This is a genomic window from Gordonia abscondita (assembly GCF_032711245.1).
GTDB lineage: Bacteria > Actinomycetota > Actinomycetes > Mycobacteriales > Mycobacteriaceae > Gordonia.
The window spans coordinates 2,524,577-2,547,030 of sequence record NZ_CP128986.1 but is presented as its reverse complement, the minus strand read 5'-3'; the positions used below and the strand labels follow the sequence as shown (position 1 = coordinate 2,547,030).

Below are 22,454 nucleotides of genomic sequence, written 5' to 3'. Positions count from 1 at the left end.
GTCAGCGGACCTCGGAGATATCCTGGCGACCGGGCGCCTGCCGCCTACGCCCACATCTCGGAAGCCGTCGTACGCGGCTGGAAAACAAGGAGCTTCGATGCGCGCAGTGACCTATGTGAAGGCCGACACGGTGGAGATCCAGGAGAAGCCGGTGCCTGAGATCGGTTCGGATCAGGTGCTTCTGAAGGTCGGCGGCGCAGGGTTGTGCCATTCTGACATCACCATCATCGGCCTCGGCGACGACAACCCGCTCATCGGCAGCACGCTCGGTCACGAAGTCGCCGGTACCGTCGAGAAGGTCGGCGACGACGTGACGGGCTGGCAGGTCGGCGACGCCGCGCTGGTCGCGCTGATCTACTCGTGCGGGACGTGCCGCGAGTGTCTGGCCGGCCGCGACAACCAGTGCGAGGTCGCCTACCCCCGCGATGCCCTCGCCCCGCTCTCCCCCGGTATCGGCACCCCTGGCGGGATGGCCGACTACATCCCGGTCAAGGCCCACCACCTCGACCCCATCGGCGACCTCGACCCGGTCGATGCGGCGCCGTTGGCCGACGCCGCACTCACCCCCATGCACGCGATCAACACCGTACGAGACCGGCTCGACGCCGACGCGACGATCGTCACCATCGGGCTCGGCGGCCTCGGCCACATGGCGCTGCAGATCCTCGCGGCGACCACCGGTGCCCGAATCATCGCCCTAGACACCGACGAGCAGAAGCTCGCCTACGCCCGCGAGCACGGGGCCGACCTCGCACTCAAGAGCGACGGCGACGCCGCGGCACGCATCCTCGACGAGACCCGGGGCGTCGGTGCGGACGTCGTATTCGACTTCGTCGGGGTTCAGCCGACGGTCGACCTGGCCGTCTCCGTCGTGCGTGGCGGCGGCGCGATCCGCTTCGTCGGCCTGGGCGGCGGCTCGTTCCAGTACACCGCAGCCAGCGGCGGACTGCCCTGGGGCGTGAACATCGAACGGGCCTACGGCGGCACACGTGCCGATATGCGGCAGGCCGTCGCCCTCGCCCGGGCGGGCAAGATCAGCGTCGCGATCTCACGCTACGCACTCGACGACGCGGTGCAGGCCTTCGAGGATCTCCGGAATGGACGAATCCAAGGACGCGCGGTCCTCGTCCCGTGAGCGTGCGTCGACGGCTGGGCGACAGCGTGGCGGAGGCCGACAGTTGCGCGGTCACATCACAATGATGCGCCGCCCTCGGGTGTGTCCGGCTTGACTGTCGGCATGGGCCACTGAGGCGTCAGCCAGCGGATAGGTCTCGGCCACCGGGATCCGCAACGCTCCTTCCGCGATGAGGCGAGCGGCCTCAACGAGAGCCGACCGTACGTCGCCCGCCGCTCCGGAGAAGCGGACGCCGAGCTCCGGGGCATCCAGGTCTGCCGTCGTGAGCACTCGGTCCGGGGTGCCGACGAGTTCCACGAGCTGCGGGATGATCCCTGCTCCCGCGAGGTCCAGGGCCGCGTCGACGTGACCGAGACGGCGCACGCGCTCGACCCAGCCGTGGTCGTAAGTCGTCGGCAGCACGCCGAGGCCGCGCAGGTAGTCCTGGTTGTTCGGTCCGGCAGTGCCGATCACCGCGATATCGCGGGATCGGGCGATCTGGACGACCGCGGAACCGACACCCCCGGCGGCACCGCTGACCAGAAGGGTCTGACCCGAGCGGACCCCGACCTCGTCGAGGACTCGCAGCGCGGTCTCCACCACGGACGGATAGCCGGCAGCTTCGGTAAAGGTCAGCTCAGTTGGCATCGGATGCCATTGCGTCATCAGCGCTGATTCTGCGTAGGTCTCGATCCCCTCGCCGAAGACAGCGTCGCCAACCCCGACGTCTGCGACCCCCTCGCCTACCGCTTCGACAACCCCCGACGCATCCAACCCGAGGCCGGCCGGTAGCCGCACCGGATGAGCACCGAGTTTTTGACCTTCACGAACCCGCCAGTCGAAGGCGTTGACCGCAGCCGCGCGGACCGCGATCCGCACCTGCCCACGTCCGGGCCGCGGCACTTCGCTGTCGACGAGATGGAGTACGTCCGGACCACCGAAGCGTGTGTAGATGACCTTCTTCATACCCGTGACATTAACACTAACGGTTAGGGTTTCATATCAGTTATGATTTTGGCGTGAGTCACGATTCCCAACCCGCCGGTCGCCGTGAGCGCAAGAAGGCAGCGACGCGACGTGCGATCGCCGATGCCGCCCTACGCATGTTCCGCGAACGCGGATACGAGTCCGTGGGAATCCGAGAGATCGCCGCGGAAGCCGATGTCGCCGTCACGACCCTCTTCGCGCACTTCCCATCCAAAGAAGCTCTGGTATTCGAACAGGCCGCAGGCTTCCAAGCGCGCCTCATCGCTGCGGTCAGCGAACGTACTCAGCGAGCTTGCGTCGTCTGTGCACTGCGCGAGGAGATCGGGGGCCTCGTGCAGCACTGCACGACAGGGGACGCGACAGGAATCTGGCGGATGATCGAACAGCAGCCCGAACTCTCGGCCTATGCGCAGGTCCTCGAATTGCGATATGCGCGCGCCCTCGCTGCCGAGATCCACACAGCGCCGGATCTGGCGGCATCCGAGGTCGCTTCCGACACGATCGCCCGCTTCGCCATGGCCGCCTTCACACTGGCACGGCAGTCCGCGGACCCGCAGGCCACGCTCGACGAGGCCTTCCGCATGATCGAGGCCGCGTGGTCCGCTGCCCAACCCGCACCGGGCGAGTAACCAACGGCGAATCCCACCGTGGCCGAGTGCCTCACGGGCGGACGAGCACTTTCACCATGGCAGCCTGGACATCCGAAGAACTCGACAGCCTCGACAGCTCCCAAGAGATTCGCGTCGCGGGGAGGCGCAAGGATGGAACCTTACGCAGCTTCCGCATCATCTGGCACGTCGTCGTCGACGGCGGCCTGTACGCGCGATCGGTCAACGGCCCCGATGCCGCCTGGTACGTCGGCGTGCGACGCCAGATGGCCGGCGCGGTCCAGTGGAACGGACATCAGTGTGACGTCGTGTACGTAGACGACCCGTCACACGACGACGCCATCGATTCGGCGTACCGCCGCAAGTACGGTGATGGATCGCCTACCCAGGCGCTCAACCGTCAGCCGGCGCGCGGCACGACGCTGCGGATCGAGGTGAAGTAGGCGCGCCGCGCGGAAATTGCGCAAGCCTTGGGAACACCGTTGCGACAGTGCGGCGGCGTCACCGCGCCATCGCGTCCACATACGCGTCGGCACCGGCACGACGCCCGCAGATCGCCTGTATCGCGGCCACCCCGACGAGCACGGCCAGCAGTGCCGTCCAACCGCCCGTGAGGTCGTGCAGGAATCCCGCCAGGACCGGACCCGACGCCGACATCGCGTAGCCGACGGTCTGCGCCATCCCGTTCAGTTCGGCGGTGCTCCCGTGGGCGCGGGCGCGCAGCACTGGAAGCGAGAAGGCGATACCCGAGGTCACACCGATCCCGACACCAAGGATCGCCACCCACAAGAGGGTCACGGTACCGGGCGCGATCATCATCCCGAGCAGACCGACACCGGTCACGGTAGCCCCGGGGACGGTCACCCACAGTTGGTGGCGCCCGCGCGGGGCCAACACCGCGACGAGTAGCGCGGGCACGAGTGCGACCATGCTCGTCAATGAAAGTGCCAGGCTGGCAACCGATTTGGAAACGCCTCCGGCGACGAGAATATCCGGCAGCCAGGCGCTGACGGTGTAGAACACGAGTGAGTTGGCGGCGAAGTACAGGGTCACCGCCCAGGCCAGTGGCATCCGCCACAGTCCGGGCACCGCCGCCGTGACGCGCTCCGGCGGCGTCGGCGTGGCGACGTCGGGAGCGGCGGCCCGGCTGCGCAGCATCGGCAGCCACGAGACAGCGCCTACGACGACGAGCAGGCCCCAGGTGGAGATCGCCGCGCGCCAGTCGAGATCGAAGGCATGTTGGATCGGCATCGTCAGTCCGGCCGCGAGCGCGGGGCCGACGAATAGCGAGGCGGTGTAGATCGCCAGCAGACCGCCGGATTGGTGCGGGTAGTCGCGTTTGATCACGGTGGGCAGCAGGATGTTTCCGCCGACGATCCCTACACCGATCAGCACCATCCCGACAAACAGGGCCACGATGCCGGGAAGCATTCGGACCGCGAAGCCGAGTGCGAGGACTCCCATCGCCGCCATCACGGTGCGTTCGAGACCCCATCGTCGCGCCGCCTTGGGCACCCGGCTGGAGAGCAGGACGAAGCACAGCAGCGGGGTGGTGGTGATCAGACCGGCGACTGTCGAAGACACCCCCAGCTGGGCCCGGGCCTGATCGAGGACGGGGGCGACGGCGGTGATGCCCGGCCGCAAGTTGAGCCCGACGCACGCCACCGCGATTGCCGCAACCCACATAGGCGCGATCCATCGCCGTCTCGCGTCCGCGACATCGCCCTCGTTCTGCTCCAGCTGTTCGGTCATGTCGCCGACGCTACTTTTCCGCGGTAGGTTAGTCGACATGGACGATCATCCATTAGACCATTACCGATGGTGGACGGTGGACCTCGCGGTCCAACTCATCAACTCAGCCCCGGAATTCGGCCGGGCGGAGTTGCTCACCGAGCCCGCGGACGTCGACGCGCTGCTGGCGGCCCAGGGCGCCCGAACATCGCGCTTCGCCACCGGACATGATGTCCAGGCGCTGCGCTCGGTCCGGTCGCGGCTGGCAATCGCAGCAACCACCAACCGCGAACAGGCCGCCGCGCTCCTCAACGACATAGCCGCAGACGCCGGCGCTACACCGAGAGTGACCTGCCACGACGGCCACGACTGGCACATCGACCACCACATCCCCGGCGACTGGCCATGGCGGCACATCGCCGCCGAATCCGCCGTCGGACTGATGGGCCTGCTACTCGACGAGAACCGCGGTCGGTTACGGATCTGCGCGGCCGACGACTGCCACCGGTTACTCGCCGATCGGACCAAAAACGGCTCGACCCGCTTTTGCCCGGGTCTTGGCTGCGCGAACCGCGAGCGAGTCCGCCGTTACCGCGCGCGGCGGGCGGCGGGCGCGGAAGCACCGTTTAGCCCGGAACTGTAATGCCCTAACTGGAGTTGATGTGACGAATCCGACGTACCCCGTCATCGACTCCGACGGCCCCACCGGGAGCTTCACCGACGTCGACGGACCTATCGCCTGGTGAACCTGTCCACGATGAGTCCACGATGAGTCCGCGATCGACGTTATTGGGTGATCGGCTGTACGTCCGTCCCCTGTGCGGCACGTGGCGGAAGGCTCGCCACACAGTCGCCACGGAGGGGCGTGAGGATCGCCTCGGCGAGGTCTTCGAGTTGCTCGACCCCCTGTTGCTCCAAGCGGTCGAAGACACATCTCCGTACTTCGGCGACGTACGCGGGCTCGACCTCATCCACCATGCGAGCGCCCGCGCTCGTTAGGCAAGCGAGCGTACGGCGCGCGTCGGTCGGGTCCGCGTCCCGAACCAGGAGACCCGACTTCTCCAATCGCGCGACGATGCGTGAGAGGTGGGAGGGCGTGACGCTGGCAGTGGCAGCGAGTCGGCCCATGTGAATCTCCCGGGCCTCATAGTGCGAAAGCCACCGAAGTGCCAGGTACTCCGAATGACTCAATCCGACGGTGCGCTCCAGATATCCGTCCAATTCGGCGGGAAGCCACATCATCACGCCGACGAGCAGACTCCATGTGCGGTCCTGCTGAGGGGTAAGTCGTGTCGCCCGCGTCATAGGCGCCAGTGTATCGATACTTTCTGCGGAAACAATTCCTGTAGAGTTTGTTTCCACAGCAAGTATTTCTTGTGCGTGTCGACCAAGGAGCCCCATGAAAGCAGCGCGTTTCCACACTTACGGAGGACCCGACGTCCTCGTAGTCGAAGATGCTCCCGAACCGCACGCGATACCGGGCTCGGTCCGCATCGCCGTACAAGCAGTCAGCGTCAACCCGATCGACTACATCGTTCGTTCGGGCGACATCCAGGACGTGATTCCCCTCGATCTTCCGGCCATTACCGGACGAGACGCTGTCGGCATCGTCGACGAGGTCGGCGACGGCGTCGCTGGCACACACATCGGAGACCGCGTGTTCGGCCTGGGCGGGATCAGCGATACGGCAGGCGAATACGCCGTCCTCACCGCATGGAGTCAGGCGCCCGCCAGGTGGTCGACCGAACAGGCTGCCGCCGCCGGACTCGCTTCGGTCACCGCAGCGGCCGCGATCGAGGAACTCGGCGACCTCGCAGGCAAGACTCTTCTAATCGATGGCGCGTCGGGCGCGGTCGGAACGGCGGCTGCGGCGATGGCCCGTGCGGCCGGAGCCACCGTGATCGGAACTGGCAGCGAACGCAATCAGAACTACCTCGCCGGACTCGGAATCACTGCCTCGACCTACGGGCCGGGCCTTTCCAGTCGCGTGCTCGAACTCGCCCCCAAGGGGATCGACGCCGCTCTCCACGCGGCCCCGTCGGCCTCGTTGCCCGAACTCGTGCAGATCGTCGGGGACCCCACGAGCGTCGTCACGGTGATTGACACCGAGGGAGCCGCTGACCTCGGCGCGAAGAAGGTCGACGCGCGAAACGAGTCCGCGCTCGTGGAACGCGGCGCGAAACTCGGCGAACGCGGCCTCTACACTCCCCGGGCGGACCGCGCGCTGCCCTTGGAAGCGATCGCCGAGGCGCACAACCTGGCCGAGAAGGAGTCCGGCAAAATCATCGTGCACGTCCGCTCGACGGACCGATCGATCTGATGCTGCCCGAACACGTAACACTCACTCAGCATTGCCGCCGCCGTCTGAGCTCGTCGGCCGCCGTACGGCCGCTCACCACACAATGCTTTGTCGCAAAACAGTAATTGTTTATTGACATTCGATATGTCTTCACAATAGGGTTGGCTTCATGAACAGGGGTCTCACGACATTCCTCCAGGTTGTCGTCGTAGCGCTCGGGGCCGGCGCCCTTGCCCTCATGGTGTGGGAACCATACCTTGAGGGCCGCAACGAGCACGCGACTCTCACCCAGATCTACTTCAACGACCCGTTCCTGGTGTGCGTCTATGTTGCGTCGATACCGGTCTTCGTCGCGGTCTATCGAGCGGCAAAGGTCATCGGACACGCCGGTCACAACGAGATGTTCTCCCCTGCCGCGATCAATGAACTGCGAATGATCCGGTATTGCGCAATCGCCGTCATCGGGTTCGTCGGAGTATCCGAACTCTATCTATTCTTTGGGTTCACCAGCGACGATCGGGCCGGCGGGGTATTCATCGGCATGTTCATCGCCCTGATCTCCACGGTTGTCGCGGCGAGCGCAGCCATGTTCGAACGGGTTCTGCAGAATGGCGTGGACTTGAAGACCGAGAACGACCTCACGGTATAGGCAGGAATGGCAATCGTCATCAATATCGACGTGATGCTCGCCAAGCGGAAGATGAGCGTCACCGAACTCTCAGACCGAGTTGGGATCACCATGGCGAACATCTCGGTCTTGAAGAACGGCAAAGCCAAGGCCGTCCGATTCTCCACGCTCGAAGCGATCTGCGAAGCGCTGGACTGCCAGCCAGGCGACATCCTGGAGTACCGCCACGTGTGAAGTGCGGGCGCCAGCGACCTCGCCCTCCAGCGCCGAGCATCTTATCGTCGGCCGGGCGAGGCTCGGAGTGCCGGGCCACTAGGTTCGGCACACTGCTGTCGTGAAAGTACGACGGCCCGCCCGAGCACTCCTGGTGTGCAGGTCAGATCACGGGGATGGCAGGGGCGTCGACGAGGTTGCGAGCGCCGTCGAATCCGTTGGCCAGCCCCTGCTCCACATCCTCGTGCGGAGCGCCAAGCCGGACCGCGCTGATCTCGTCCAAGAGTCGGTACTGCGCCTCATCGAGCTCGATGCCCAGCCCGTCCAGGTACCCCTGTAGGTGCGCCGGGGTGCGCGGCCCGACGATCGGGATCATCGAGGCGCGCGTCCTGGTCGCGCGTTCACGCAGCCAAGCGAGTGCGACCTGGACCGGGCCCGTCCCGATCTGGTCAGCAACGGACAGGACGGCGTCGAGCACGGCTGTGCGCTGGTCCGTGCCTTCGCTAACCGTCTTGGCGTCCGTCGACTGCACGCTGAGCCGTCCCTGCTCGCCGCGCCGGTATTTTCCGGTCAGCAGACCGCCTGACAACGGGGAGTAGAGAACCACACCCAGGCCATGGGCCTGCGCCATCGGAAGGAGCTCTCTGTCTGCGGACCGCTCGGCCAGGCTGTACTCGGTCTGGATGCCGACCAGCGGCGCGTGCCCGTTCAACTCCGACCTGACGGCGCCACCGGCGACCCGCCACGCGGGAAAGTTGGACAGTCCGCCGTAGCGGATCTTGCCCGCCCGAACTAATTCGTCGAGCCCGGCCAGGATTTCTGGCATGGGCGTCAGGCCGTCAGGAAAGTGCGGCATGAAGACGTCAACGTAGTCAGTCTTCAACCGACGCAGGCTCGCCTCCAGCGAACGAATCATCACCTTGCGGCTGTTGCCGGTGGTGCCCGGCCGGACGTCGGCCTGCCGGGTACTGCCGTATTTGGTGATCACTACGAAGTCGTCGCGATCGCGGCCCAGGAGATCACCCAAGACGGTCTCCGCCTCGCCACTTTGGTAGACGTTCGAGGTGTCGAACGTGGTGCCCCCGGACTCGACGAACGCCTCGAAAATCTCCCTGGATCCCTCCAGACCAGCCGATGCCGCGCCGAAGTTTGCGGTGCCAAGCACGTACTCCGAGACTCGCAGCCCGCTGCGTCGTCCAAAAGCCTGGTAGCGCATGAGAAGTCTCCTTAAGCACGACGACGTGGTGTACGTTGAAGACCCTAGCAGAAAAACGAACGGTCACTCTATATGCCTAAGGTCACCCAAGCGCACCTCGACGCGCGCCGCCAGCAGATCATTGACGCCGCCCGCGCCTTGTTCGCGACCCGGGGCTTCGCGCGGACCTCCATGAGCGACCTCGTCGAGGACTCAGGGATGTCGACCGGGGCGATCTACCGGTACTTCAAGAGCAAGGATGAGATCGTCGCAGCCATCTGCGATCAGTCCACCGAGTCACTCCCCAACGAATTGACTCCCGAATCCATCGACGGCTTCCTCCAACACATCCGCACATTGGCCCGAGAGGACAATCACGCCCGACTGGTCGCACAGATCTACGCCGAAGCTGCGGTCTCCGACCCGCTCGCGGCTCTGGTGCAATCCCAGCTCAACGAGTTGCGTGCGGCAATCGCTGCCCTCATGCCCGACCGAGCGCCAACGGATGCACAGGGGGTCGCCGATTCATTCATCGCACTCTGCCGTGGTTACAGCCAACAGCTCGCCGTGTGCGGCGATGTCGATCCGGCACCCTATACCGCTGCGCTGATCAGGATCACCAGCACGTGACACGCCATCTGAACTGAAGAAGGGCGGTCTGGGTAATGCGGTTTCGATCAACTTCACGGTTGATTCTTGAACCACTGCGGTCCATTAGCTGCATATCTGGTTCGTTTGCGTGGACACGCTTTCCGAAATGCGCTCACCTATGTCTCCGGGCAAGCACTATCGCCCCCGGAACATTGTCGTCGGGCCTGAAAACGGACTCCGACTCGACCTGAAAGTTTGCCTCACGCAACCAGTCCGACATCGTGCTGATCTGTCGAAGGTGAGTATCGACACTGATCGGTTGGCCCGCATAACCATTGGTCGCGTGCTTAATGCTGTCCCCGACATGGAATCCGACGAGGACGTGGCCACCGGGAAGCAGGACACGGTGAAACTCCTTCATCACCCCGGCCATAGTGTGGTCAGGAATGTGGATCGTGGACCAGAAGGCGACGATGCCGGCGACGGAGTGAGCAGCCAGGTCGAGGCTCGTCATTGTCCCCACCTCGAAGTGTAGATCTGGGTACACACGCTGAGCGAGGGTGATCATCGCCGGTGAGAGGTCGATCCCGAACGCCTCGACCCCTGCGTCGTGCAGGTACCGCGTGACATATCCTGGGCCGCAACCTACGTCGGCCACCCGCCCACCTCCGTCCCGCTGGACGAGTTCGGCGAACACGTCCAAGTGTGCTCGTAGATGCGGATGGACATCGAGCAACCCTTGGACCTCTTCTGCGTAACCGGAGGCATCGACGTCATACGAGGTCCGGGTTTCCGTCAGCCAGGTGGGCACGCCACGTGTCGCGTTCTCGTCCTTCGGCGGCGCCGGTGACTCCGATGTGTCGTTCTCGCGATATCTCCCTACGTGGTCGACAATCGCAGGTATGACGACATCCCACATTTTCGGGGGAGGTGCCTCGTGCCCCATACCGTTGACACGCAACAAGGTGGCGCGTGGAATCATGCGGGCGAGTGCCAGCCCGTGAGGTAGAGGAAAAAGCGGGTCCGAGTCACTATGAATGACAAGAGTCGGCATCGTGACCGCCGACGGGTCAGCATGGGTCTCGCCTGCAACGAGAAAGTGGTTAAGCAACGAGGATTCAATACTTTTCGCGCGACCAAACTCGATGGTGGCGATTGCACGGATACGGTCTTCGTCAAAGCCGAAAGAGCCCCGGTAGGGGCGCTCAGCCTCGACCCGGTAATCGATGACCGTCGACGCGTCGTTCCAATTGTTCACCACCGGGAGTTCGTTCTCGGCCGCGGTTAGGCTTGAGTCCGGGGGCGGCAACTCTCCAGGGTCGCCTCCCATCGGTGACGACTCGATGAGTGTGAGCGTTCGAACACGCTGCGGCGCGGTGACACCGAGGTACTGTGCGATGCCGCCGCCCATCGACAGACCCACGAGATGCGCCGCGTCGACGCCGAGAGCGTCCAGGATCCTTATCGGATCATTTGCCAGGTCAATGCCCTCGTAAGCTGGTCGGCCGGGCGGGCTCGCCGTCGAAGCCCCGGTATCGCGTTGGTCGTACCGGATAACGTACAGGCCTTCCGCGGCCAGTCGCTCACAGAAGTCAGGGGTCCACCAGTCCATGGACTGGGTGGCTCCCGCGATGAGCAAGACCGGCGGGGCACTTTTGTCGCCGAACTCATCAACCGCCAAGGAGACACTCTCGAACTCGAGGAGTTTCATATCGCAAGCATCTGCCCGCGCCCCCGCCCGGTCAATATGCTCGCCGAAGATGGGTGCGGGCACCGTTTCCGTGCCAACCTCCAAGATCTGATCGGCCACGACGAATCAAATCCAGGTCAGGGTCCCCGAACTACCACTACCACTGCTGCGAGTCGCGCGATTTGCACCGACGCCGCACAGCCGGCGATCTCCGACCGAGTCGCATCGGCACGCTTGATTAACCGCGACAGCCAGTCAACCCCGCGAGGTCAGGCCAATTGACGGGCCGACCTGCAGATCCCGCCGATGACGAATGCGGTTCGGCGATCGTAGTCAGCGCGGGGCGGCCGGCCACCGTGCTTGAGAGCCAGGGCGTTGTCTCGGGCGAGGGCGTGAAAGTCACTGGAGGTGAGACCGGAAACCAGGACGCCTGCAGCACGCCCGTCTGCGACGAGGCTGTCGTGGAAAGTCGACCCGACACGGCAGAGGGCGAGCAGAGGCTCGGAGTCGCGGTACTCCTGCAGCAGAACATCATTGACTGCCGGAAGTCGATACTGCAAGTCCCGTAGTGCACCGATGTAGGAGCAGATTCGCTCTCGGACCTCGACGACGGACCGCGCATCCTCGATGACAGCCCGCAACTCCGCCGCGACGACGTCGTCGATGACGGCATCGATCAGCCCAACCCTTCCGCCGAGTCGATTGAAGATGGTCGCCTTGCTCACATTGGCGGCCGCGGCGACCTCTTCGAGCGGTGCGGAGAACCCCTGTTCCCGGAACACCTGCACCGCCGCATGTCGGATCCGATCAACGTTTCGGCGAGCATCCGAGCGCAGCGTGGACGCACCTGGCGCGTTGGACACGTTATGAGCCCCTTTCGAATCGACGAATAACTTGATCCTAACAGTCAAGTTACTGCAGGATGGAGCCGGCAGTAACTTGACCACCATGGTCAACTTTGCCTCAAGTTGCTCGCCTGCCCTCGCAGCAGACCACCACCATCTCCTTCGAAAGGACCCTTCGATGATCATCGTCACCGGAGCTACCGGCTCCCTCAACGGGGCCACCGTCGACCACCTCCTCAAACGGATACCTCCACGCGAGATCGGCGTCAGCGTCCGCGATCCCGCGCGTGCGACACACCTGGCCGATCAAGGTGTCCGCGTACGGCAAGGGAGTTACGACGACCCAACGGCTCTGCGTCGTTCGTTTGCCGACGCTGACCAGGTACTCCTGGTCTCTTCCAGCGACATCACTACTGACGTGGTCGCCCAGCACCACCGGGCCATTGATGCTGCCGTCGACGCGGGGGCACAGCGGATCTTGTACACGAGCGCCCACGGGACGGCTTTCGATACTCCCTATCCGCCACTCGCTATCCACGCCGCCACCGAACAGCACCTCGCGGCATCCGGGGTCGCCTGGACGTCCTTGCGCAACGGCTTCTACGGAGACCCCGCCCAGTTGCTCGGTGACTGGCAGGAGACGGGCGTGATCGCGATGCCCGCCGACGGCCCCTTCTCCTGGGTCGATCGGCAAGATGCCGCGGAGGCTGCTGCCACGATCATCACCGCTGACGAGCCGCATGAAGGGCCGATCGATCTGACGCTGCCCGAGCCCGTCACTCTCGCGGACTTCGCCATCGCCGTCTCTGAGCTCACCGGTGGTCGGGTCGATCGGGTCGTCGTCGACGACGAGGAGTGGGTAGCGAATGCGACGACCAGCGGTGTACCCGAGGCGGTCGCGCGCTTCACCTTGTCGATGTTCCAGGCGACAAGGAGTGGACATTTCTCGGACTCATACCCGACGCTCCCCCGCCTCCTCGGCCGCAGGCCCCGCAGCATCACCGATCAGCTGGCGGACCACATCATTCGATGAAGTGTTGCCCAGCCGTCACACATTGAATCTGAATTCGACGACATCGCCGTCGACCATGACGTAGTCCTTGCCCTCCATGCGGACCTTGCCCGCAGCCTTCGCGTCGCTCATCGAACCGGCCGCGTCGAGATCCTCGAAGGAAACGATCTCGGCCTTGATGAAGCCCTTTTCGAAGTCCGTGTGAATTACACCAGCGGCCTTGGGGGCGGTATCGCCTCGACGGATCGTCCACGCACGCGACTCTTTCGGACCCGCCGTCAAATATGTCTGCAGGCCCAGGGTGTGGAAACCTGCGCGAGCAAGCTGGTGCAGGCCAGCCTCATCCTGGCCAATCGACTCGAGGAGCTCCATAGCGTCTTCGTCGTCGAGTTCGAGCAGTTCGCTCTCCACCTTCGCGTCGAGGAAGACCGCGTCCGCGGGCGCGACTGCCGCACGCAACTCGTCCTTACGCGCCGCGTCAGTGAGAACGCTCTCGTCGGCATTGAACACGTATAGGAACGGCTTCGCCGTCAGCAGATGCAGCTCGCGGACCGACGACAGGTCGAACGAGTCCTTCGCCGAGAACAACGTGCTACCGGAATCGAGGATCTCCTGCGCCTTCTTCGCCGCATCGAGCAACACCGCGAGATCCTTGTTTTTACGCGCATCCTTCTCCAGACGCGGCAATGCCTTCTCGAGCGTCTGCATGTCCGCGAGGATCAACTCAGTCTCGATCACCTCGATGTCGGCGCGCGGGTCGACGCGACCGTCGACATGCACGACGTCGTCGTCGGCGAACACACGAACCACCTGGCAGATCGCGTCAGCCTCACGAATGTTCGCGAGGAACTGGTTGCCCATCCCCTCGCCTTCGGAGGCACCCTTCACGATGCCCGCGATGTCGACGAAGCTGACCGTCGCCGGGAGGATCCGCTCACTGCCGAAAATCTCCGACAGCCGAGCGAGCCGCACATCTGGCAGTTCTACGACACCAACGTTCGGCTCGATGGTCGCAAACGGGTAGTTGGCGGCCAGTACATCGTTGCGTGTCAACGCATTGAACAGGGTCGACTTTCCGACATTGGGCAGGCCGACGATTCCGAGGGTAAGACTCACAGGCGTCGAGTCTATCCGTCGCGCGCAGCCGTCAATGCCTCGGCGTCCTCCTCGGCGACCTGCTCCCCCGCGGCCGTGCCTATCTGTTGCAAAATGTACCGGACCGCGACGGCCAGACACGACACGGCGGGAACCGCCAAGAATGCACCCGTGATCCCGAACAGCGTCCCGCCGAGCGTGACAGAGAGCAGAACGATCACCGCGTGCAGGTTCATCGATTTGGCCTGCAGCCACGGCTGCAGCACATTGCCTTCCAACTGCTGAACCACGAGGATGATCCCGAGAACGATCAACGCCTTCGTCACGCTCCCCGACACCAGCGCGATCAGCACAGCCAGCGCGCCCGCGACGAACGCACCGACGATCGGGATGAAGCCACCCAAGAAGGTGATCACGATCAGCACTCCGGCCAGCGGCACGTTCAAGATCAACAGCCCAGCGCCGATCAACGCCGCATCGACGAAACTCACGATCGCCTGTGTCCTGATGAAGCCGCCCAACGTGTTCCACATTTGCAACAGCACTTCGCCGAGGTGCGAACGCTCCGGTGCGACGCCCATCGTGCGGTTGAGCCACGGAATGAACCGCGGTCCGTCTTTCAAGAAGAAGAAGACCAAGACGACCGTTGCGAACAACGTGACGAGTACCGACGTCGCGACACCGACCCCGCTGAAGACGCCCGATGCGATGGTGGTCGCGCTCGTCTGCAACTTGTGGGTGATCTCGTCGACGAAGGAACTGATCTGCTCGTCGCCGATGTTCAACGGCGGACCCTGCGCCCAGTCCTGAACCTTCTGGATGCCGTCCCCCGCCCGGTTCGCCAGATCCGGCGCCTGATCGACGATCGACGGAACGATGAGACCGATGATGCCGCCAATTACACCGAGCGCCAACAGCACGACGAGGATCACGGCCGCTGCAGGGGGCACCCGTCGCGCACGCAGCCAACGGACCGGCGGCCACAGGACCGTGCAGACGATGATCGCGAGCACCACCGGCAACAGGATGACCCAGAACTTGGCGAGCACGATCATCAAGACGTACAAGAACACCAAGACGAGGATCATCTGCAAACAGACGATCGACGTCGACCGCAGACCAGCCAGAAATACTCGGCCGCGAGTCGGGTGCGTCCGAACTTGCGCCTCAGGTTCGGTGTCGTCCACCGGCTCGGCGCCGACCGCTACAGACTCGGCGTCGTCTACGGGGCCAGCAGGCTCGTTAGGCTCGTTCACGCCCTCATCGTCACACAGGGATACGACAAATGCCGCGCGGCGCACCGCGGTGTCTGATTTCCGCTAGACGATGCCTTGATCGCATGACAGCGTTGCTGTTGTGACCACGACGCTCGCTACCGCTCCACTCGACTTCGACGGCTGCTACCGCGCGCTCGCCGCGCGCGACACGCGGTTCGACGGACAGTTCGTGACGACGGTACTGACGACCGGAATCTATTGTCGGCCATCGTGTCCCGCACGAACACCCAAACCGGGCAACGTCCGCTTCGAGCTGACCGCCGCCGCGGCCGCTGCCCGCGGCTTCCGCGCGTGCCGCCGATGCCTGCCCGACGCAACCCCCGGATCGCCGCTGTGGAACACCCGGGCAGACCTCACTGCCCGTGCAATGCGCCTGATCGCCGACGGCGTCGTCGACCGCGACGGGGTCGGCGGGCTCGCGGCGGCGCTCGGGTACACCGAACGCCACATCACCCGGGTGCTGGCTGCCGAGCTCGGAGCCGGAACGCTGGCTCTGGCGCGGACGCACCGCGCGACGTCGGCCCGCATGCTCCTAACCGGAACGGACCTGCCGGTCAGCGATGTCGCGTTCGCGGCGGGCTTCTCGAGCATCCGGCAGTTCAACGACACGATCAAGGAACTCTATGACGCGACACCGAGCAGCCTGCGCGCGTCCGGCAACCGGACCGACGACGCGAGCACAGGCGACCGCATCACGCTCCGCCTCCCGTTCCGGCAGCCCTACGACATCGCCTGGACTCGTTACGGTCTGGCGGCACACGCCGTCGACGGGCTTGAGCGCTGGGACTCGGCGACGTTCGAGCGCACCCTGCGTCTGCCGCACCGAGCCGCATCGGTGCGAATCACGATCGGCTCGGACCACGTCTCCGCGGCGTTCGAGCATCTCGACATGCGCGATCTCGGCACGGGAGTCAACCGTGTCCGCCGCCTCCTCGACCTCGACGCCGACCCCGTCGCCGTCGACGAATCGCTGCGCCACGACCGCCGACTTCGCCCGCTGGTGGACGCTCACCCCGGCATTCGCATCCCAGGCAGCGTCGACGGCGTCGAAACCCTCATCCGCGTGATGATGGGACAGCAGGTGAGCGTGAAAGCGGCGCGCACACGCATCGCACGACTCGTCGCCGACCTAGGTGAACCCACCGGATGGCCAGACGAAGCGGGCCGCCCGAATCGGCTGTTCCCGACCGCCGCAGCCATCGCCGAACACGGTCCGACCGTGTTGACCGGACCCGCCCGGTCAGTCCGATCGATCACCGCCGCCGCAGCGGCCTGTGCACAACAAATGGAACTGCACTCGGGGGTCGATGCGTCCAACCTACGAGCGGACCTGATGCGCCTGTCGGGAATCGGAGACTGGACCGCAGACCAGGTCGTGGTCAGGGTGACCGGCGACCCGGACGTCCTCACCCGCCGCGATCTCGTGATCGATCGCGCTCTCGTCGACCTCGGCGCGAGCCCGTCCGACACTCGATCGTGGCGTCCGTGGCGGTCGTACGCATCGATGCACTTGTGGCGCCACCGGGTCGCTCACCTGATCGACGACGCCGTCGCCCCACCACTATCGAGAGGAACCCAGCCATGACCACTCAGACTGCCGCAATCGCCCCGACCCGAACATTGCGTTGGGCGGGTGTCGACACTCCTGACGGACGCTTCACCGCCGTGTTCGACAACAGCGGCACCGTATTCGCGTCCGGATGGACCGACGACCCCGACTACTTGCGAGTCCTCATCGCACCGGCCTTGCGGACCGACGAGATCACCGAGGCCGACGGCGAAGACGTCATCGCCGCGGTCGACGCGTACTACGCGGGCGACCTCGCCGCACCGTCGCAGATTCCGGTACGCCAGACATCCGGCCCGTTCCTGACCGCCGCGTGGGCAGCATTGCGGGAGATCCCTGCCGGGGGGCCGGTCACCTACACGCGGCTCGCCGAACTCGCAGGCAACGCTGCCGCTGTCCGAGGTGCCGCATCGTGCTGCGCCCGGAACGCAGCCGCACTGTTCGTCCCATGCCACCGCGTGGTCCGGACGGACGGAACGCTCGGCGGCTTCCGGTACGGCCTCGACGTGAAGCGCTCCCTGCTCGACCGGGAAGCCGCGGCAACAGCCTGACCGCGATCCTCTCGGGAACGGACCGAGCCTGGAACCGTCGGGCCTGAATTTGTCGGGCCTGAATTTGTCGGAGGGCCGGTCCATGATGGCGTCATGACTACGATCGCAGCCGTCATCGGACCCGTCTGCCTCGTCGTCGGGGTGTTCCTCGGCTGGTTCGGCCATAGTCGGGCGATCCGCGATCAGCCCTCGACGATGCCGCCCGACACTCTCGTCGCACCCCTACGCGACACACTGGGGCATCTGTCGGAGGAACTGCGTCGATCCGAGCACAATCGGGTCCACGCGTTCGCCGGTCTCAGCGAGCAGGTGCGCGGCATGCAACTGACCTCGCACCGACTGCACGAGCAGACGGCGAAGCTGGCCGGCGCTCTGCAAGCGCCGCAGATCCGCGGCAGGTGGGGCGAGATCCAACTGGAGCGAGTCGTCGAACTGTCCGGCATGTCCCGGCACTGCGACTTTGCGACGCAGGTCCACGGCCGAACGCCGGACCGGGTCGTCCGTCCCGACTTGGTGGTGCACCTGGCCGGAGGCAGGACAATCGTGGTCGACGCGAAGGCTCCGCTGCAGGCGTACCTCGATTCGACGTCGCCGGGCCTAACCCCGGAAGCTGCCCGCGACAAAATGGCCCGGCATGCGCAGGCCGTCCGCGCGCACATCAACTCCTTGTCGGCGAAGGCGTACTGGGCTGCGCAAGCGAGCACTCCCGAGTTCGTCGTCCTGTTCCTGCCCGGGGACGGCGTGCTCGACGCCGCGATGGCGCACGATCCGGACCTGCTCGACTACGCGTTCGCTCGCGACGTCGTCCTGGCCACTCCCGGAACACTGATCGCTCTGTTGCGCACAGTGGCGCTCGGGTGGCGTCAGCACGCGATCGCCGAAGACGCGGAACAGATCCAACTACTCGGCCAACAGCTCTACCAACGGATCGACCAGGTGCTGGGACACCTGGAGAAGGTCGGCTCGGCATTGCGGCGCACCGTCGAGAGCTACAACTCGGCGGTCGGAGCCATCGACACCCGACTCGGCGTCACTGCACGCAAGCTCGCCGACATGGAAGCGCTCGCCGTGTCGACCGGTCGGACGAACAGTACGGACAGATCACCCAAACCTGTGGACGCCACAGTGAGATCCGCATCACCGAATCTGTGATGCGCTGGGAACTCGCGGACGGGGATCGACCGACTAGGCCCCGGTAACCGGTACCGTCTAAGTGTGTTTTCCCGATCCCCGAGCGGCTCCGTCCTGCCCGCCGACCAGCAGTCCGTCGTACCGACCGTGCGCGGACTGCCCTGGTGGGGTGCGGTCCTTCTCGCGACGGTCGTCACGATCATCGGCGCGTTCATCGATTCCGCGCCGTCCGGCGAGCTCGGCCGCGCCTTCAAGATCATCTTCATCATCGGTTGCGTCCTGGCTGCGCTCGCGGTGCGACGCCGCGCCTTGTTCACCGCGGCGGTTCAGCCACCGCTGATCGCGTTCGTCATCGGTCTCATCACCCTGTACCTCGAGGCAGGCGACGGAGCATCGGACAAGAAGACTCTTATCCTGAAGGTCGCGCTGCCGATCGCCACGAGCTTCCCGTGGATGCTGATCGCGTTCGTGCTGAGCCTCGCCGTGGTACTCGCACGACTATTCTTCACCGGCCCACCGTCCAAACGCCCGTTCGGCGGATTCGGTGGGTTCGGCTCGAAGGCCGCGACACGCAAGCCCACTCGCAAGCCCGAGACGTCCAGCGGCCAGAAGGCCAAGAGCGAGAAGTCCAAGAGTCCGAACTCCACGGCACCGAAGGCCAGGGCGACGGCGAAGAAGTCCACCACTGCAAGGTCCGCGACCGCGAAGTCCTCGACCGGCGACCCGAAGCGCGCCGCCGCGACGCCTTCGAAGAAGAGCCCCGCCGATCGGGCCGAGACCAGAGCGCCGTCGAAGAAGACGTCGTCGACACCTACCCGCAGGCCTCGCCCGCAGCCCGCAGCCGAACCCGCATCGGCATCCGAAAGCACCGCAGCCCGGCGCGAACCCACCCGGCGTCCACGCCGGACGAATCCGGCTGAGGCTCCCGCACCACGTCGTTCGGCACGGCCGTCAGCGCCGTCACCGACCGCCGCAGAGCCCGCCCCCGCTCGACCGGCGGCGACCCCCGCAGATGCTGCGGCTCCCGCAGAACGCCAGACGAAGCGATCCGACCGGCGGCGAGCTCAGCCGCAGAAGATCCCGGCGCGCCCCCGGCGGACAGCTGGACAACAGCTCCGTGAGCGTGGTGCGGTCGAGGACCTGACCGCGGGACTCGACGACTGATACGTCGACCGGCACGACTGCCGTCCGGCGTCGTTTAATTCACGTCGGGAGATTGCCCACGGTCTGCACCCAGTCGGCGAGTTGGCGTGCGGCTGCGTCGACGACCTGCGGCCACTCCATCGCCGAGTCGTCTGCCTGATCGCTGACCACCTTCACCAGGGTGAGCGGTAGCCGGTAACGAGCACACACCTGCGCGATGGCCGCCCCCTCCATGTCCACGAGATCGGCGCGTTTGGCTAGTTGTGCACGGTGTGCGGGATCGGTGACGAACGTATCGCCGGTGGCAAGGACGGTGCCGTCGCCGTCGTCGAACTCCCACCGGTCGACGGTGTCGTAGCCGATGGCGGTCAAGGCTGCGGCACTGATGTCGTGCTCGATGACCGCCGACGGAACGAACAGGCCCGCATGGTGGTCGTGCAGGGCTCCGGCGGTGCCGATGTTGATCACCCGCGTGTAGTCGCCGCGTTCGAGTCGCCGGGTCACTGCCATCGCGGCACGGACCTTGCCGATCCCCGTGACGAGGACGTCCGTGCGCGCGCCGATGTGCGCCGCCTCAGCGTGTGTCGCGGAGACGATGAGGGTCGTGCTCACGTCAGTCGGTCCGCCCTGTCCGAGTCGACGGCGCACTCTCGGGCGCGCCGTCGGAGGCGCCGAGGCCGGCGATCCGGGAGAGCTGGTCGAACCGGTTGTTCGCGATCCGCATCGCGACCTCGTATGGGAACGCGAACTTGCGCGCCCACCAGTACCCGAACCGGACGTCGAACGACGTGTAGACCATGAACTTGTTTTTGACGACCCCGCGGATGATGGCGTTCGCGGCCTTCTCCGGCGTCACCGCGATCTTTCCGAAGCTGTCGACCTGCTTCGCGACTCGTGGGTCGTCGCGGTCGAGACCGACGATCTCGACGGTCCCGACGAGTGGCGTCGCTACACCGCCAGGACATACCAGCGACACTCCGATGCCGTGACGTCGGAGGTCGTAGCGCAGCACTTCGGACACCCCGCGGATGCCGAACTTGCTGGCACTGTAGGCGGCGTGCCACGGCAACGCGAGGAGCCCGGCAGCGGACGAGACGTTGACCACCTGGCCGCCGGCGCCGCGGCGCACCATCTGCGGGACGAAGCTCTCAATGATGTGAATCGGACCCATCAGGTTGACGTCGACGAGCTTGCGCCAATGCGAGTGCTTGAGGTGTTCGACGGTCCCCCACGCCGAGATTCCGGCGACGTTCATCACGACGTCCATCACGCCGACCTCCGCGTCGACGGCACGCGCGAACGATGCGACCCACTCGTAGTCCGATACGTCGCCCGCCGCGTGGTAAACCACCGAGCCGCCGTCGGCGTCGATGTCGGCGACGACGGCGGTCAACGGGTCAGCGTGCACGTCGGTCAGGACCAGGTGCGCGCCGTCGCGTGCGGCCGCAACCGCCGTGGCACGGCCAATCCCGCTGGCAGCGCCGGTGATCAGCACCGTGCGACCACGCAGAGTCGGCACCGGGGTCGGGACCCAGAACAGGTCACGGATCGTGGTCAGCGTACGCAGCGGATCGAGGCCCATGTCACAACCCTAACCCGATGCGTTCTCTGCGCTTCGGATCACCACTGGCGGGGTCAGACCGGCAGTTTGCCACCGAAGACCGCGTAGACCACCGACAGCATCGACTTGAGCACGTCGGCGGACACGTCCTGCCCTTCACTCATCAGGATTCGCTGCGCCTCCTGGGCGCTCTTAGCGCCTGCGATCTTGTCGAACAGCGGGCCGATCGCGGCGAGGCCCGCGAGGTCGACGCCGTCGCCGCTCTCGCCGGATTCGGGTGCGGCCTGATCTTGTGGGTTCACACCCTGCCCCGACTTGTCGTCGCCGGGTACGGGAACGGGCGCGGTCGGGTTCGCGGGCCCGGCCTTGCCTTCGACGTACGAGGTGATCCCGTCGGTGATCGCGACCGCATACTTCGCCGCTCCCTGTGCGGACGAGAGCGACTTCGCTTCGGTCGGGTTCGACAGGTTGCCCATCTCGAGGAACACCGCCGGTACGCGGGTGAGATTGACGCCCGCGATGTCCGATCGCGTCTGGATCCCGTCAACCGCGCCGGCGTAGCCCGCCGGCGCGAAACCTGCCTTGACCATCGCGTCGCGCATCGTGTTGGACGCCTTGCGGCCTTCGCCCGCCTGCGCGGTGTCCGCCGCCTTGTCGGGCAGTGGCAGAGTCGGCACGATCAGGTGGAAGCCGCGCTTGCCGGTGTCGGCCGCTGTGCTCGTCGAGTCGGCGTGCAGGCTGACCGCGACGGCCGCACCGGACCGACTCGCCGCCTCGGCGCGCTCGTCGACGCAACCACCCCATCCGGTGTCGTCCTTGCGGCTCAACACCACCCGCGCTCCTTTGCCCTCGAGCGCGGCCTTCACCAGCTGAGAGACCTCCCAGTTGACGGTGTGCTCGGCTTTGCCAGTCACCGCGGTAGCTCCGGTGGTCTGGCAGTCCTTCTTACCGCCACGACCGTCCGGCACCTGCTTGCCGAGGTCGTGACCGGCCGCCGATCCCTGGTGGCCCGGATCGAGGAAGATCGTCTTTCCGGCCAGCGCTTTCCCGGCCCCCGGCAAGGGTGCGGCGTCCGAGGACGGTGCGTTGACCATCCCCAGACCGAGCGCTGCGGTCGCTGCCAGCGATGCCCCTGCAAGAACTCCACGACGTACACGGACACCGTTCATCGGCGCTGCTCCCCTTCCAAACGACATATCAATCGTCACATTGATCA

At 65.5% G+C, this 22,454-nt stretch carries 24 protein-coding genes; 13 read left to right on the top strand and 11 right to left on the bottom strand.

The features are described 5' to 3' along the window. Window positions 1–97: 97 nt before the first annotated feature. Window positions 98–1,135: an alcohol dehydrogenase catalytic domain-containing protein gene (locus tag MP11Mi_RS11970; RefSeq protein WP_420039142.1), complete on the top strand. Its 1,038-nt coding sequence runs from the start codon at window positions 98–100 to the stop codon at window positions 1,133–1,135. Window positions 1,136–1,186: 51 nt separating this feature from the next. Here MP11Mi_RS11970 and MP11Mi_RS11965 read toward each other — a convergent pair whose 3' ends face one another. Further along, window positions 1,187–2,080 carry an NADP-dependent oxidoreductase gene (locus tag MP11Mi_RS11965; protein ID WP_420039141.1) on the bottom strand — a complete coding sequence of 298 codons (894 nt, stop codon included), beginning with the start codon at window positions 2,078–2,080 and terminating at the stop codon, window positions 1,187–1,189. A gap of 53 nt (window positions 2,081–2,133) precedes the next feature. On the opposite strand from MP11Mi_RS11965, the gene MP11Mi_RS11960 reads away from it, so the two are divergent. Continuing rightward, the gene (locus MP11Mi_RS11960; RefSeq protein ID WP_420039140.1) at window positions 2,134–2,730 is read left to right on the top strand and encodes a TetR/AcrR family transcriptional regulator; all 597 of its coding nucleotides are present in this window, start codon (window positions 2,134–2,136) and stop codon (window positions 2,728–2,730) included. A 56-nt stretch (window positions 2,731–2,786) separates the two neighbouring features. Next, complete coding sequence (locus MP11Mi_RS11955) at window positions 2,787–3,152, top strand: DUF2255 family protein (protein WP_420039139.1); 366 nt, start codon at window positions 2,787–2,789, stop codon at window positions 3,150–3,152. A gap of 58 nt (window positions 3,153–3,210) precedes the next feature. Here MP11Mi_RS11955 and MP11Mi_RS11950 read toward each other — a convergent pair whose 3' ends face one another. Next, window positions 3,211–4,461: a CynX/NimT family MFS transporter gene (locus MP11Mi_RS11950; RefSeq protein ID WP_420039138.1), complete on the bottom strand. Its 1,251-nt coding sequence runs from the start codon at window positions 4,459–4,461 to the stop codon at window positions 3,211–3,213. A gap of 37 nt (window positions 4,462–4,498) precedes the next feature. On the opposite strand from MP11Mi_RS11950, the gene MP11Mi_RS11945 reads away from it, so the two are divergent. Beyond that, window positions 4,499–5,083, top strand: a complete 585-nt coding sequence (locus MP11Mi_RS11945) for a CGNR zinc finger domain-containing protein (RefSeq protein WP_420039137.1) — start codon at window positions 4,499–4,501, stop codon at window positions 5,081–5,083. 143 nt (window positions 5,084–5,226) lie between these two features. On the opposite strand, the gene MP11Mi_RS11940 is transcribed toward MP11Mi_RS11945, so the two are convergent. Then, window positions 5,227–5,745: a MarR family winged helix-turn-helix transcriptional regulator gene (locus MP11Mi_RS11940; RefSeq protein WP_420039136.1), complete on the bottom strand. Its 519-nt coding sequence runs from the start codon at window positions 5,743–5,745 to the stop codon at window positions 5,227–5,229. Window positions 5,746–5,839: 94 nt separating this feature from the next. Here MP11Mi_RS11940 and MP11Mi_RS11935 point away from each other — a divergent pair, with 94 nt between their 5' ends. The 3 genes from MP11Mi_RS11935 to MP11Mi_RS11925 all read left to right on the top strand — a co-directional run bounded on the left by MP11Mi_RS11935 (window position 5,840) and on the right by MP11Mi_RS11925 (window position 7,601). Continuing rightward, a complete protein-coding gene (locus MP11Mi_RS11935; RefSeq protein ID WP_420039135.1) occupies window positions 5,840–6,760 on the top strand; it encodes an NADP-dependent oxidoreductase in 921 nt (306 codons plus the stop codon). A gap of 148 nt (window positions 6,761–6,908) precedes the next feature. Beyond that, window positions 6,909–7,388, top strand: coding sequence for a DUF2975 domain-containing protein (locus MP11Mi_RS11930; RefSeq protein WP_420039134.1), 480 nt, complete (start codon window positions 6,909–6,911; stop codon window positions 7,386–7,388). 6 nt (window positions 7,389–7,394) lie between these two features. Then, window positions 7,395–7,601 (top strand): helix-turn-helix domain-containing protein, encoded by a 207-nt coding sequence (locus MP11Mi_RS11925; protein ID WP_420039133.1) that lies wholly within the window; start codon window positions 7,395–7,397, stop codon window positions 7,599–7,601. Between the two features lie 142 nt (window positions 7,602–7,743). On the opposite strand, the gene MP11Mi_RS11920 is transcribed toward MP11Mi_RS11925, so the two are convergent. Beyond that, the gene (locus tag MP11Mi_RS11920; protein ID WP_420039132.1) at window positions 7,744–8,796 is read right to left on the bottom strand and encodes an aldo/keto reductase; all 1,053 of its coding nucleotides are present in this window, start codon (window positions 8,794–8,796) and stop codon (window positions 7,744–7,746) included. Between the two features lie 72 nt (window positions 8,797–8,868). On the opposite strand from MP11Mi_RS11920, the gene MP11Mi_RS11915 reads away from it, so the two are divergent. Then, complete coding sequence (locus tag MP11Mi_RS11915) at window positions 8,869–9,405, top strand: TetR/AcrR family transcriptional regulator (protein WP_420039131.1); 537 nt, start codon at window positions 8,869–8,871, stop codon at window positions 9,403–9,405. A gap of 133 nt (window positions 9,406–9,538) precedes the next feature. On the opposite strand, the gene MP11Mi_RS11910 is transcribed toward MP11Mi_RS11915, so the two are convergent. Next, complete coding sequence (locus MP11Mi_RS11910; RefSeq protein WP_420039130.1) at window positions 9,539–11,176, bottom strand: alpha/beta fold hydrolase; 1,638 nt, start codon at window positions 11,174–11,176, stop codon at window positions 9,539–9,541. 149 nt (window positions 11,177–11,325) lie between these two features. Further along, window positions 11,326–11,919, bottom strand: coding sequence for a TetR/AcrR family transcriptional regulator (locus MP11Mi_RS11905; RefSeq protein WP_420039129.1), 594 nt, complete (start codon window positions 11,917–11,919; stop codon window positions 11,326–11,328). A 160-nt stretch (window positions 11,920–12,079) separates the two neighbouring features. Between MP11Mi_RS11905 and MP11Mi_RS11900 the strand changes: the two genes are divergently transcribed. Continuing rightward, window positions 12,080–12,934 (top strand): NAD(P)H-binding protein, encoded by an 855-nt coding sequence (locus MP11Mi_RS11900; protein ID WP_420039128.1) that lies wholly within the window; start codon window positions 12,080–12,082, stop codon window positions 12,932–12,934. 15 nt (window positions 12,935–12,949) lie between these two features. On the opposite strand, the gene ychF is transcribed toward MP11Mi_RS11900, so the two are convergent. Then, window positions 12,950–14,029 carry a redox-regulated ATPase YchF gene (gene ychF / locus MP11Mi_RS11895; RefSeq protein ID WP_420039127.1) on the bottom strand — a complete coding sequence of 360 codons (1,080 nt, stop codon included), beginning with the start codon at window positions 14,027–14,029 and terminating at the stop codon, window positions 12,950–12,952. A gap of 11 nt (window positions 14,030–14,040) precedes the next feature. Continuing rightward, window positions 14,041–15,264 (bottom strand): AI-2E family transporter, encoded by a 1,224-nt coding sequence (locus tag MP11Mi_RS11890; RefSeq protein WP_420712784.1) that lies wholly within the window; start codon window positions 15,262–15,264, stop codon window positions 14,041–14,043. A 100-nt stretch (window positions 15,265–15,364) separates the two neighbouring features. Here MP11Mi_RS11890 and MP11Mi_RS11885 point away from each other — a divergent pair, with 100 nt between their 5' ends. The 4 genes from MP11Mi_RS11885 (at window position 15,365) to MP11Mi_RS11870 (ending at window position 19,698) form a co-directional block, all read left to right on the top strand. Then, window positions 15,365–16,870 (top strand): AlkA N-terminal domain-containing protein, encoded by a 1,506-nt coding sequence (locus MP11Mi_RS11885; protein ID WP_420039126.1) that lies wholly within the window; start codon window positions 15,365–15,367, stop codon window positions 16,868–16,870. Further along, window positions 16,867–17,403 carry a methylated-DNA--[protein]-cysteine S-methyltransferase gene (locus tag MP11Mi_RS11880; protein WP_420039125.1) on the top strand — a complete coding sequence of 179 codons (537 nt, stop codon included), beginning with the start codon at window positions 16,867–16,869 and terminating at the stop codon, window positions 17,401–17,403. The genes MP11Mi_RS11885 and MP11Mi_RS11880 overlap by 4 nt, the downstream gene beginning before the upstream one ends. A gap of 93 nt (window positions 17,404–17,496) precedes the next feature. After that, window positions 17,497–18,555 carry a DNA recombination protein RmuC gene (locus tag MP11Mi_RS11875; RefSeq protein ID WP_420039124.1) on the top strand — a complete coding sequence of 353 codons (1,059 nt, stop codon included), beginning with the start codon at window positions 17,497–17,499 and terminating at the stop codon, window positions 18,553–18,555. A gap of 63 nt (window positions 18,556–18,618) precedes the next feature. Next, the gene (locus MP11Mi_RS11870; protein WP_420039123.1) at window positions 18,619–19,698 is read left to right on the top strand and encodes a DUF6542 domain-containing protein; all 1,080 of its coding nucleotides are present in this window, start codon (window positions 18,619–18,621) and stop codon (window positions 19,696–19,698) included. 39 nt (window positions 19,699–19,737) lie between these two features. Here MP11Mi_RS11870 and MP11Mi_RS11865 read toward each other — a convergent pair whose 3' ends face one another. The 3 genes from MP11Mi_RS11865 to MP11Mi_RS11855 are packed head-to-tail and all read right to left on the bottom strand — an operon-like array spanning window position 19,738 to window position 22,407. Continuing rightward, on the bottom strand, window positions 19,738–20,289 hold the full coding sequence (locus tag MP11Mi_RS11865; RefSeq protein ID WP_420039122.1) for a nucleosidase: 552 nt from the start codon (window positions 20,287–20,289) through the stop codon (window positions 19,738–19,740). 1 nt (window position 20,290) lies between these two features. Continuing rightward, entirely contained in the window at window positions 20,291–21,259 is a 969-nt protein-coding gene (locus MP11Mi_RS11860; RefSeq protein ID WP_420039121.1) for an SDR family oxidoreductase, read from the bottom strand. A gap of 53 nt (window positions 21,260–21,312) precedes the next feature. After that, window positions 21,313–22,407, bottom strand: coding sequence for an N-acetylmuramoyl-L-alanine amidase (locus MP11Mi_RS11855; RefSeq protein WP_420039120.1), 1,095 nt, complete (start codon window positions 22,405–22,407; stop codon window positions 21,313–21,315). Window positions 22,408–22,454 lie beyond the last annotated feature (47 nt).